The sequence below is a fragment of the Vreelandella zhaodongensis genome, from assembly GCF_013415115.1.
GTDB classification, from domain to species: Bacteria; Pseudomonadota; Gammaproteobacteria; order Pseudomonadales; family Halomonadaceae; genus Vreelandella; species Vreelandella zhaodongensis.
This window is the reverse complement of record NZ_JACCDD010000001.1, coordinates 397,177-409,742: the sequence shown is the minus strand read 5'-3', so window position 1 is coordinate 409,742 and position 12,566 is coordinate 397,177. Positions and strand designations below refer to the sequence as shown.

At 53.7% G+C, this 12,566-nt stretch carries 10 protein-coding genes; 9 read left to right on the top strand and 1 reads right to left on the bottom strand.

What is annotated here, in order from left to right; translation table 11 throughout:
• Positions 1-266: 266 nt before the first annotated feature.
• The 9 genes from HZS79_RS01790 (at position 267) to HZS79_RS01750 (ending at position 10,613) form a co-directional block, all read left to right on the top strand.
• Entirely contained in the window at positions 267-719 is a 453-nt protein-coding gene (locus tag HZS79_RS01790) for a MerR family transcriptional regulator (RefSeq protein ID WP_162219961.1), read from the top strand.
• Positions 720-764: 45 nt separating this feature from the next.
• Positions 765-1,934, top strand: a complete 1,170-nt coding sequence (locus HZS79_RS01785) for an isovaleryl-CoA dehydrogenase (RefSeq protein ID WP_162219962.1) — start codon at positions 765-767, stop codon at positions 1,932-1,934.
• Between the two features lie 10 nt (positions 1,935-1,944).
• Positions 1,945-3,552: a carboxyl transferase domain-containing protein gene (locus HZS79_RS01780; RefSeq protein ID WP_162219963.1), complete on the top strand. Its 1,608-nt coding sequence runs from the start codon at positions 1,945-1,947 to the stop codon at positions 3,550-3,552.
• Positions 3,553-3,563: 11 nt separating this feature from the next.
• Positions 3,564-4,397, top strand: a complete 834-nt coding sequence (locus HZS79_RS01775) for an enoyl-CoA hydratase/isomerase family protein (protein ID WP_179926902.1) — start codon at positions 3,564-3,566, stop codon at positions 4,395-4,397.
• On the top strand, positions 4,394-6,433 hold the full coding sequence (locus HZS79_RS01770) for an acetyl/propionyl/methylcrotonyl-CoA carboxylase subunit alpha (RefSeq protein ID WP_179926901.1): 2,040 nt from the start codon (positions 4,394-4,396) through the stop codon (positions 6,431-6,433). The genes HZS79_RS01775 and HZS79_RS01770 overlap by 4 nt, the downstream gene beginning before the upstream one ends.
• A gap of 10 nt (positions 6,434-6,443) precedes the next feature.
• On the top strand, positions 6,444-7,352 hold the full coding sequence (locus HZS79_RS01765) for a hydroxymethylglutaryl-CoA lyase (RefSeq protein WP_179926900.1): 909 nt from the start codon (positions 6,444-6,446) through the stop codon (positions 7,350-7,352).
• Between the two features lie 58 nt (positions 7,353-7,410).
• The gene (locus HZS79_RS01760; protein WP_162219967.1) at positions 7,411-9,114 is read left to right on the top strand and encodes an AMP-binding protein; all 1,704 of its coding nucleotides are present in this window, start codon (positions 7,411-7,413) and stop codon (positions 9,112-9,114) included.
• A 61-nt stretch (positions 9,115-9,175) separates the two neighbouring features.
• On the top strand, positions 9,176-10,000 hold the full coding sequence (locus tag HZS79_RS01755; protein WP_162219968.1) for a class I SAM-dependent methyltransferase: 825 nt from the start codon (positions 9,176-9,178) through the stop codon (positions 9,998-10,000).
• Between the two features lie 43 nt (positions 10,001-10,043).
• The gene (locus tag HZS79_RS01750) at positions 10,044-10,613 is read left to right on the top strand and encodes a hypothetical protein (RefSeq protein WP_162219969.1); all 570 of its coding nucleotides are present in this window, start codon (positions 10,044-10,046) and stop codon (positions 10,611-10,613) included.
• Positions 10,614-10,642: 29 nt separating this feature from the next.
• On the opposite strand, the gene HZS79_RS01745 is transcribed toward HZS79_RS01750, so the two are convergent.
• Positions 10,643-12,490 carry a monovalent cation:proton antiporter-2 (CPA2) family protein gene (locus tag HZS79_RS01745; protein WP_179926899.1) on the bottom strand — a complete coding sequence of 616 codons (1,848 nt, stop codon included), beginning with the start codon at positions 12,488-12,490 and terminating at the stop codon, positions 10,643-10,645.
• Positions 12,491-12,566: the final 76 nt, after the last annotated feature.

Genomic DNA, 12,566 nt, shown 5'->3' with positions numbered 1-12,566 from the left:
TCGTTAGCCGGCAACTCACCCTTACCTGAACGTAAGGTGTAGGTGCAAACTAGCAATCACTTGCAGGGTATTACAATTACAACTTTGGTCTACGGATCTTCAACGGTAGCCCAGCAAAGTCTTTAAAAATCTTTATTATCATGCATTTACAAAATATATCAGAAAATTAAAAAATCGAAACTTCAGCTTTACGTTAACGTAAACTTGTTTTAGCCTCATGGTCAGTGTTCCATAGGGACATCCCCCTATCGACGAGAACAACGATCATGAGCAAAACCTACACCATCAGTGAATTGGCAAACGAGTTCGATATCACCACCCGCAGCATTCGATTTTATGAAGACCAGGAGCTACTTCATCCCTCCCGACGCGGCCAAACGCGCATTTACAGCAGCAAGGATCGCGTGCGCCTGAAGTTAACGCTGCGTGGTAAACGGCTAGGGTTTTCTCTCGCTGAGATTCGTGAACTGTTTGAGCTATGGGATGAAACCCGCAGCGGTAGCGAAAAGCAGCTGCATCTGATGCTGAGCAAAATAAGCGAACGTAAAGCCGCTCTTGAGCAGCAAATGAAAGACATCACCATGGTGCAGTTGGAGCTTGAAAGCGCTGAAATTCGTTGTCGCCAAGCGCTGGAGGAATTAAACGAAAAACAGGACGAAGAAGAGAGCGGTAACCCAAAGCAGTCCACCGCCTCTTCTGCTATCGAAACACTGCACTAAATAGAAACCTTATTACTCCACTTAATAATGACAAGGTGATTGACCATGTTTTCACACTATTCAGAACTCAATTTCGGCCTCGACGACGAACTGAACATGCTGCGCGAGCAGGTCAACGCCTTTGCCGCTAGCGAAATTGCTCCCCGCGCCGCTGAAATCGACCGCAACAACGAATTTCCTAACGATCTATGGAAAAAATTTGGTGACATGGGTCTGTTAGGAATCACCGTTTCTGAAGAAGATGGCGGTAGCGGCATGGGCTATCTTGCCCACTGTATCGCCATGGAAGAGATCTCTCGGGCGAGCGCTTCCGTTGCACTTTCCTATGGCGCGCACTCAAATCTGTGCGTCAACCAGTTAAAGATTAACGCTACCGCCGAACAAAAAGAGAAGTACCTGCCCAAGCTGATAAGCGGCGACCACGTTGGCGCACTAGCAATGTCAGAGCCAGGCGCAGGCTCTGATGTCGTGTCAATGCAACTGCGTGCCAAGCTAGATGGCGATCACTATATTCTTAACGGCAATAAAATGTGGATCACCAATGGTCCCGATGCCGACGTGCTGGTGGTGTACGCCAAAACTGATCCGGAAGCAGGCTCCAAAGGCATTACCGCCTTCATCATCGAAAAAGGCATGCCTGGCTTCTCGACTGCGCAAAAACTCGACAAGCTTGGCATGCGCGGCTCCAACACCTGCGAGCTGGTTTTCCAAGACTGCAAAGTACCTGCTGAAAACGTACTGGGTGACGTCGGTAAAGGGGTTCGCGTATTAATGAGCGGTTTGGATTACGAGCGCACCGTACTGGCTGCTGGCCCTATCGGTATTATGCAGGCCGCGATGGATGTCGTACTGCCCTACATTCATGAGCGTAAGCAGTTCAACCAGTCAATCGGCGAGTTCCAGTTGGTGCAAGGCAAGGTGGCGGATATGTACACCACGCTGAACGCCTGTCGCGCCTACTTATACGCCGTTGCAGGTGCCTGCGACCGCGGCCAAACCTCTCGCAAGGACGCCGCTGGCGTGATTCTTTACTGCGCAGAGAAAGCCACCCAAGTCGCGCTAGATGCCATTCAACTACTGGGGGGCAACGGCTATATCAACGAGTACCCCACTGGTCGCCTTCTACGCGATGCCAAACTGTATGAAATTGGCGCGGGCACCAGCGAAATTCGCCGGATGCTGATTGGCCGCGAACTGTTCACCGAAACAAAGTAAGGGCCGCGCCATGAGCACTCTCTCTACACAGATCAACCCCCGCAGCGATGTCTTTCAAACCAACGCCGCATCCATGCTAGGGGAAGTTTCCAAGCTACGAGAACTAACCGCTGCCGTCGCCCAGGGTGGCGGCCCCAAGGCGCGTGAACGCCACGAGAGCCGCGGCAAGCTATTTGTGCGTGACCGTATCGATCACTTAATTGACGAAGGCTCGCCATTTTTAGAGTTTTCCGCACTGGCAGCCCATCACGTTTACGATAGCGACGTACCTGCGGCAGGTGTTGTCACAGGCATTGGCCGAGTATCTGGCGTTGAGTGCGTGATTGTGGCCAACGACGCTACGGTAAAAGGTGGCACTTACTTTCCGCTAACGGTGAAAAAGCACCTGCGTGCCCAAGAAATCGCCCGCAAGCACCGCTTGCCGTGTATCTATTTGGTGGACTCCGGCGGTGCTTTCCTGCCCCGTCAGGATGAAGTGTTCCCCGATCGCGATCACTTCGGTCGTATCTTCTATAACCAGGCCACCATGTCGGCAGAGGGCATTCCGCAAATAGCAGTTGTCATGGGTTCCTGTACGGCTGGCGGCGCGTATGTACCTGCCATGGCAGATGAATCAATCATCGTTAAAGAACAAGGCACGATTTTCTTGGGCGGCCCGCCGCTGGTGAAAGCAGCGACAGGTGAAAGCATCAGCGCAGAAGACCTTGGCGGTGCAGATGTTCACGCAAAAGTAAGCGGCGTGGCCGATCACTACGCTGAAAATGATGCCCATGCCCTGCAGTTGGCTCGCGCCTGTGTGTCCCGTTTAAATTGGCAAAAGCGTGGCAAATTAGCCATGCAAGCGCCCAAGCCCCCCAAACTCGACCCTAGCGAACTTTACGGCATTGTCGGCACTGACCTCAAAAAGCCATACGACGTTCGCGAAGTCATCGGGCGGATTGTCGATAGCTCTGACTTTGATGAGTTCAAACGCTACTACGGCGACACGCTAGTCACCGGATTTGCGCATATCCACGGCTACCCAGTTGGCATCGTAGCTAACAACGGCGTGCTGTTTTCAGAGAGCGCGGTAAAAGGTGCGCACTTTATCGAGCTATGCGCTCAGCGCAAGATTCCACTGGTATTCCTGCAAAATATCACCGGTTTCATGGTCGGCTCCAAGTACGAGCATGAAGGCATCGCTAAGCACGGCGCGAAGCTAGTGACCGCCGTGGCATGTGCCAAAGTACCAAAATTTACCGTTCTGATTGGCGGCAGCTTCGGCGCGGGCAACTACGGTATGTGTGGCCGCGCCTATGACCCTAACCTGCTGTTTATGTGGCCCAATGCACGTATTTCGGTCATGGGTGGCGAGCAGGCGGCGGGGGTGCTTTCTCAGGTCAAACGTGAACAGTACGAGCGCGATGGCCGAGAGTGGACCAAAGAGGAAGAAGAGGCTTTCAAACAACCTACCCGTGACCAGTATGAGCACCAGGGCCATCCTTACTATGCCAGCGCCCGCTTATGGGACGATGGCGTGATTGATCCACTTCAGACCCGCGATGTACTGGGGCTTTCTCTAGCCGCTGCCATGAATGCTGAAGTAGAAGAGACGCGCTTCGGCGTGTTCCGGATGTAAGGGCGAACACTATGGCTTACTCAACGCTACTGATCGAAAAGGGCGTGGCGCGCCTGACCTTAAACCGCCCAGAGGTGCATAACGCCTTTGACGACAGCCTGATCGCTGAACTGAACGCCCATCTAAACGAATTGCATACGCTGGCCAATGCGGGGGATGTTCGGGTAGTGGTGCTTGGCTCCGAAGGTAAAAGCTTCTCTGCAGGCGCTGACCTTAACTGGATGAAGCGCATGATCGATTACGACTTGGAAGATAACCTAGCCGACTCTCGCAAGCTCTCAGCACTGATGCATGGGTTAGACACTCTTCCCTGCCCTACCGTTTGCCGCGTTCAGGGGGCGGCCTTTGGCGGCGCAGTAGGTCTTGCTGCCTGTTGTGACGTCGTAGTCGCTTCAGATAAAGCTAAATTCTGCCTGTCGGAAGTGAAAATTGGCTTATCGCCTGCGGTGATTAGCCCCTATGTGCAGCGCGCACTCGGCGAGCGCCAAATGCGTCGCTACGCACTCACCGCTGAAGTGATGGATGCACCGACAGCGCTGGCACTCGGCTTAGCCCACCAAGTCGTTGAACACGATGCGTTGGATAGCGCCATAGACGCTATGCTCGACACCCTTCTGGGCGGCTCTCCCCAAGCCCAGCGGGCGACTAAAGCGCTGCTGGCAAACGTGGCCCAAGCACCCGACGGCGATACCACTCGAGAGCACACCTGCCAGGTGATCGCCAAACTGCGGGTGAGCCAAGAAGGCCAAGAGGGCTTAGCTAGCTTTTTTGACAAGCGCCGCCCAGCCTGGACGCAACCGTCTGGCTTTCAAGAACACAACAATGCTGCGGAGCCACGCTCATGACGCTTGATCACACTAAATTCGACACATTGCTAGTGGCCAACCGCGGTGAAATTGCCTGCCGCGTGATGCGCACCGCCCGCCGCATGGGGCTAAAAACCGTTGCCGTTTATTCAGACGCCGATGCCACGGCTCGCCATGTCCGCGAAGCCGATGAAGCCGTTCGCTTAGGCCCCGCTGCCGCCCGCGAAAGTTACCTTAATGTTGACGCGGTCATTGACGCGGCCAAACGCACTGGCACCGGCGCTATTCACCCTGGCTACGGCTTTCTTTCAGAAAACGGTGGGTTCGTTAAAGCTCTTGAGCAGGCGGGCATCATCTTTGTGGGTCCTCCCGCGTCGGCGATTGCCGCAATGGGTGACAAATCTGCCGCAAAAGCCCGTATGGCCAATGCGGGCGTGCCGCTGGTGCCTGGGTATCATGGCGATGACCAAGATGACGCCCTGTTACGCAGCGAAGCCGACAAAATCGGTTATCCAGTGATGTTGAAAGCCAGCGCCGGTGGTGGCGGTAAAGGCATGCGTGTGGTTGAAAGCGGCGAAGGATTTAAAGCAGCGCTTGATGGCTGCCGACGTGAATCCAAAGCCGCATTCGGCGACGACCGCATGCTGATTGAGAAATATCTGGTGCAGCCCCGCCACGTAGAAGTACAGGTATTCTGCGACCGCTATGGCAACGGCGTGTACCTATTCGAGCGGGACTGCAGCGTTCAACGCCGCCATCAAAAAGTCATTGAAGAAGCCCCCGCTCCCGGCATGACGCCAGAACTGCGCTGCGCGATGGGTGATGCTGCCGTTCGCGCCGCAAAAGAAATTGGCTATGTGGGTGCAGGTACCGTGGAGTTCCTGCTCGACGCCGACGGCTCGTTCTACTTTATGGAGATGAACACACGCCTACAGGTTGAGCACCCCGTCACTGAAATGATTACCGGCCAGGATTTAGTCGAATGGCAGCTGCGCGTTGCCATGGGCGAACCGCTACCCTGCACGCAAGACGAGCTAACCATCACCGGCCATAGTTTTGAAGCACGCCTTTATGCCGAAGACCCAGAGCAAGACTTCCTGCCGGCTACTGGTTTATTAACTCGCTTCGCACTGGATTTAGAAGGTGCCGACTTAGATAGCGATCGGGTACGTTTAGACAGCGGCGTAGAAAGCGGCGATGTTGTTTCCATGCACTACGACCCTATGCTGGCCAAACTGATTGTTCACGGCGCTGACCGTGATGCGGCGCTAGCCACTCTCAACCGCGCTTTGGCGGCGCTGGATGTACAGGGCGTCGTGACTAACCGCGCTTTCCTGCAACGCTTGGCAAATCACCCTGGCTTTAAAAACGTCGAGCTCGACACGCGTTTTATCGAACGCAATGAAGCCACACTGTTTGCTCCGCGCAGCTACTCGACCGACGCCTATGCCAGCGCCGCGCTGATCGGCCTGAACCAACTGGCTCAAGAGTGCGAAAGCGACTCCCCATGGGATCGCCACGACGGCTTCCGCCTGAATGCCCCACATACGATTCGTATTGCGCTGTGTGACCCGGCAAGTGCCCAGGCAGCCGACAGCGACGAAGCGGTGGTGATTGTTGAAGGTAAGCGCGAAAGCGGCGAATCGCTTTGGAATCTGACCATCGGTGATCAAACGTTGACCGCTAGCCTACAATCACTGACAGGCGATGCTGTCGCCGTCACGCTAAACGGCCACCGCCGTCGCCTACAGGCACGACGCGATGGCCATGTTGTGGTGATGGCTGAACCCAGTGGCGAAACACGCCTCTTCTGGCGGCGCATTGATGCCATCGATCACGGCCACCATGAAGCCGAATCAACGCTGACCGCTCCCATGAACGGCACCGTGGTAGCGTTACTGGTTGAACCTGGCGCGGCAGTCGAGAAAGGCATGCCGCTAATGGTCATGGAAGCGATGAAGATGGAGCACACCATGACGGCGCCTGCCGATGGTAGCGTGGAGACGTTCCACTTCCAGTCCGGCGATACCGTGAGCCAGGGTGACGTGCTACTCGACTTTGCCCCCAGCGAATAGGAGCTAACCGATGGCACTACCTACCGCTATTAAACTGTTTGAAATGGCCCCCCGCGATGGTCTTCAAAACGAACCGGGCACTCTGGTGCCCACCGCCACTAAAATAGAACTGATCGAGCGGCTGGCTAACGCTGGCCTTACCCATATTGAGGCCGCCAGCTTTGTCTCGCCTAAATGGGTACCGCAAATGGGCGATGCCAGCGAAGTTATGCATGGCATTGCTCGCAAACCTGGGGTGGTTTACTCGGCGTTAACCCCGAACCTGAAGGGGCTAGAAGGCGCGCTGGCAGCTGGCGTTGAGGAAGTGGCGGTATTTGGCGCCGCCTCTGAAGCGTTCTCTCAGAAAAACATCAACTGCTCTATTGCTGAGTCGCTGGCCCGCTTTGAGCCAGTGCTTGTGCGAGCCAATGAAGCAGGCGTAAGGGTGCGTGGTTATGTGTCCTGCGTGCTGGGCTGCCCCTATGAAGGGGATATTTCACCCCAAAAAGTCGCCGAGGTAGCGAAAGCACTTTATGAGATGGGCTGCTATGAAATTTCCCTGGGCGATACCATCGGTGTCGGCACGCCGCTAGCCGCCAAGCGGATGATTGAAACTGCCCGCCAGCAGGTGCCCATTGAGCATTTAGCCGCCCATTTCCACGATACCTATGGCATGGCGCTAGCTAACTTGTATGCCGTTATGGAAGAAGGCGTGGGCGTGATTGACGCAGCGACAGCGGGGCTTGGTGGCTGCCCTTATGCCAAAGGTGCCTCCGGCAATGTGGCCACGGAAGACGTGCTTTATCTTCTTGAGGGGCTGGGCATTAACACCGGCATCGACCTCCAGGCAGTCATTGATACCGGCGTCTGGATCACTCAACAGCTTGGCCGCAAGCCCAGTTCTAAAGTCGCGTTGGCCAAAGGCACTGGCACACAATAATAATTAGACGCCACCTGCTTTCCCGTTTAGACAAAAAAAAGACTTCGGAGAGATACTCATGGCATCACCTGCACACACCCTACCTAGCTACACCAGCAGCACCGCAGATAAACCGCTGCTGGGCATGACCATTGGCGATAAATTTGACCAAATCGCCGCACAGTATCCCGACAACGACGCGCTGATCGCCCTTCATCAGAACATTCACTGGAGTTATCGCCAGCTTCAGGAAGAAGTTAACCGCTGTGCCCGCGCACTGTTAGCCATTGGTGTTAAAAAAGGCGACCGAGTCGCCATCTGGGCACCTAACTGCTATGAATGGACCCTGACCCAATTTGCCACCGCCAAGATTGGCGCGATTCTGGTAAATATTAACCCTTCCTACCGCACCCATGAGTTGGACTACGCGCTCAATCAATCCGGCGCGCGCTTTTTAGTCACTGCGAATCAATTCAAAAGCTCTGATTACACCGCCATGCTGTTTGAACTCGCGCCTGAGCTAAACAACAGCGCGGAGGGTCAGCTAAAAGCACAAAAGCTGCCTGATCTTGAGTGCATCATTAACCTGAGCAGTGACAAGCATCGTGGCATGTGGCGTTGGGAAGACTTCATTCAGGAAGCCAATAAGGTCAGCCAGACGGATGTCGATGACCTGCAGGCAACGCTGCAGTTTGATGATCCGATCAATATTCAGTACACCTCGGGCACAACGGGCTTTCCGAAAGGCGCGACGCTCTCTCACCACAACATTCTCAACAATGGCTTCTTTGTTGCCGAAAGCATGGGCTTTACCAGCGAAGACCGCTTGGTCATACCCGTGCCGCTCTACCACTGCTTTGGCATGGTGATGGGCAACCTGGGCTGCATGACCCACGGCGCAGCCATGATTTATCCAGATGAAGGGTTTGATCCCGGTAAAGTGCTAAAAGCGGTACACGAGCAAAAAGCCACCGCGCTGTACGGCGTACCCACTATGTTCATCGCCGAACTAGAGCACCCCGACTTTGCCACTACTGATTTTTCCACGCTGCGCACCGGCATTATGGCGGGTTCTATTTGTCCTGCAGAAATCATGAAGCAGGTCATCGAAAAGATGAACATGAAAGGCGTACAGATCGCCTACGGCATGACAGAAACCAGCCCGGTTTCCACCCAAACCGGCGCTAACGACACCATTGAAAAGCGCGTTTCCACCGTTGGCCGCACCCAACCCCACCTGGAAAGCAAGATCGTCGATCCTGGCAACGGCGGCATTCTGCCCCGTGGTGAAATTGGCGAGCTATGCACCCGTGGCTACAGTGTGATGCTCAAGTACTGGAACAATGACAAAGCCACAGCTGAAGCCATTGACGAAGCTGGTTGGATGCATACGGGCGACCTTGCCACCATGGACGAGGAAGGCTATATCCAGATCGTTGGCCGCATTAAAGACATGGTGATTCGCGGCGGTGAGAATGTGTACCCTAAAGAGATCGAAGAGTTCTTATACGCCCACCCTGCGATTTCAGAAGTACAGGTCACCGGTGTTCCGGATAAGAAGTATGGCGAAGAGTTAATTGCTTGGGTGAAGCTCAACAGCAGCGCAGGAGACGTCACTGGAGAAGACCTGCGCGAGTACTGCAAAGGCAAAATCACTCACTTTAAGATTCCCCGCTACTTTAAATTTGTTGATGAGTTCCCGATGACGGTAACCGGTAAAATTCAGAAATTTAAAATGCGCGAAATCTCCATCCAAGAGCTTGGGCTTGAGGATCAAAAATAACCCTTTAATCAACGCCGACCATAGGTCGGCGTTGTTTTTTGTATGACCTTGAGACACCGATATGTCCACTCACCAGCGGCTAGCCGAGCACTACCACCAAGGGTTACGCGATGGCGACATTCTTAGCCAAATTCGTACCCACTACCCCGATGGCCCTACACTTCACCAACTTGCCCCGCTAGACCAGCTACATATCGGGGGCATTGCCGCCTCGAAAAAGCTGCTTAGCCTGCTAGATCTTTCGCAACACAAGAATGTGCTTGATATCGGCTCAGGATTAGGCGGGTTAATGCGCCAAGGGGCAACGCTAGGTTTTCAACTTACCGGCTTAGATATCACCCACCGCTTTAACGCCCTTAACCAGGCGCTGACTGACTTATCGGCCTCACCGGCCAACTCACCACTTCGCTGGGTCACCGGAGATGCCTGCTCTTTACCCTTTCCAGAGAACACCTTTGATGCAGTGCTGTTTCAGCACAGCTTGATGAATATGCCCGACCCGGCTCGCGTTATTGCCGAAAGCCGCCGCGTACTTCGCCCAGGCGGCCAGCTTGTCATGCATGAAGTGGTCAGCGGAGAAAACCTTGCTGATCTACGCTATCCGGTTCCTTGGGCAGCATCGCCAGAGCACTCACACTTGCTCACGATGAGCGAACTGACAGGCTTATTGGAAGCAAACAGCTTTCAGATTCAGCACAGTGAAGATTGGAGCAACACTGCGCTTGAGTGGCGTCAGCGACAACGGAAAAAAGAGCAAACTAACACCGTCGCCGTGCTCTCCCCCCAATGGGTATTTGGCGAACGTTTTTTAGATATGGGCAAAAATTTGCTAGAAAACTTATCAAATAACGCAATTAACGTGGTAGAGATCAGCGCCCGTTGCTAGTCTAGTCAGATAACGCAATAGCATAAGGATACGAGGAACGCCAATGAAACGCTTGGCAAGCACCCTGCTATACAGCATTGTTGGCTCAACACTGCCCCTGATGGGCTGTTATGCGAGCGATGGCATTCCCGTCATGGCCTACGCGAGCCCAGACAGTGAACTGCTCAAACTAGGCAACGGCGTGGTATTGGAAGGCAGCGATTTAAGTAGCCTGGACACATACACCAGCGGATTTCGTCTTACGGCAGGATATAGCCCATGGCAATTGCCTAGGCTAGACATTGGCGCTGAAATTGCCTACCGCGAAAGTGAAGAAGTCCCCATCTCTTCCAGCGTTAACCCAGTGATTATGGATACCCTCAGCCTCGGCGGTGCCGTTGTTGCTGGTGTTCGGCTGGGTGCCTTTAGCGTGTATGCCAAGTCAGGCTTCACCGAGTGGCGCGGCGAAGCTGACCAGCCACTTGATAGCGACGGCGGCACTGCCTTTCTACAAGGTTTCGGTGCCACCATGACGAATAATCGCTTAGTAAGCCGTCTTGAGTACGAGCGTATTGACGCCCCCACCCTCAGCCACCTCAATATGTTGAGCGCTTCCCTGCACCTGCCATTTTAGCGGTTTTCTTCGGGTGGTGTCGCGGAATTTTAGTCTTTTGGCTCGTGCCTTCCAAGGTGCATTGACGTGCTCAGCGCTTCTTCCAGTTTCATAAACAATTCGCCGTATCGCGGGCTAAAGCTAATGCCCTCTTCAATTTCTTTCCAGGCCTCAAACAGCTCATCCTCATGGGCTTTTTCTTGTTGCTCAAACGAGTCGATCATCTGCTTGGCACGCATAGGGTGCACACCCATAGCCGTTAACGTATGCCCGCCCAGCTCGAGCGCAGAGTGGTAAACCTCTCTGGTCACATCGTCGGCACCCACTTCACGAAGCTGATACCCATGACCGCGGTCAAATGCCCGTGCCAATACCCAAACGTTGGGATAGTACTGTTTGACGTGTTTCACCATATCAACAGCGCGCTCGCGATCGTCAATCGCCACCACCATCACTCGCGCATGCTCAATACCCGCAGTTTCTAAAAGGTCTGAACGGCTGGCGTCACCAAAGTAGCTCTTAATGCGAATATGGCGAAGGAGTTCAATTTGCTTAATCTCGAGATCCAAGGCCACGATGGGAATATTGTTTGCTCTTAGCAGACGACAAACAACCTGCCCGAAGCGGCCAACACCGGCGATGATCACCGGCGCTTGTTCTTCGATCTTATCGGCATCGCGCAACTCATTATTTGTATTTTGATAATGCGGTACTACATAGCGGTCATAAACAATAAATAACAGCGGTGTCACAAACATTGAAAAAGCAACCACCAGGGATAACACTTGCGATACATCAACAGGAATAACGTTGCTCTGCACGCTGTAAGTTAGCAGCACAAATCCAAATTCCCCTGCCTGGGCAAGGCTTAACGTGAACAACCAGCCATTACTGCTTCGAACACGAAACAGTAATGCTAAACCAAACAAGACGATGCCTTTTACAAGAATAACGGCGATTACGAGCGCCACTACCGTTGGCCACTGCTCGGCAAATACCTGAAAGTTTATCCCTGCTCCTACCGTAATAAAAAACAGGCCTAGCAGGAGCCCTTTAAACGGCTCAATATTGGCTTCAATTTCATGCTTGAATTCGCTGTTAGCGAGTACGATACCGGCTAGAAACGCACCAAGCGCTGGAGACAAATTGACAATCCCCATCAGCGCAGCAATGCCAATAACCAGCATTAAAGCGGCAGCCGTAAACACCTCTCTCAAGCCTGAGGAAACCACATAGCGAAACAGTATAGGCCCAAGGTAATGCCCACCAATAATCACGATCCCGATAGCCCCAACCACCACTAGCCCGTGGAGCCATGCAGACATGCCCTCGACAAGACTAAGGCTGCCGTGTTCAGCATAATTGCCTCCTTCTCCCATCAGCTCGGGCAGCGCCAATAGCGGAATCAAGGCCAACATCAGAATCACCGCAATGTCCTGAAATAGCAGCACCGAAAACGCACTGCGTCCCCCTTCTGTTTTCGTGAGTCCTTTTTCGTTTAGGGTTTGCAGCACAATCGCCGTTGAGGAAAGCGCGAAAATTAAGCCTATGGCTAGAGATGTTTGCCAAGCAAGCCCCAGCCACCAGGCAATAGCGGTACCTGCAGCGGCTGTTATCACCACCTGTAAACCACCCATCCCTATCAAGCTCACCCGCATAGCCCACAACCCTTTTGGGTCGAGCTCCATACCGACTAAAAACAGCATCATCACCACACCGAACTCAGCAAAATGCTGAATTGTTGTGGTCTCCTGCCCTACCAGCCCCAACACAGGTCCAATCATCACCCCTGCCACCAAGTAGCCAAGCACCGAACCAAGCCCAAACCGCTTGGCAAGGGGAACGGCTATCACCGCTGCGATAAGGTAGATAAACGCTTGAATAAAGTAGCCAGTCATTGGGTTTCCTCAAATTGACGCGAACGGCTTGACTTCGCTGAGCAATAAGATACTGTACTAGTACGCTAGTACAGTA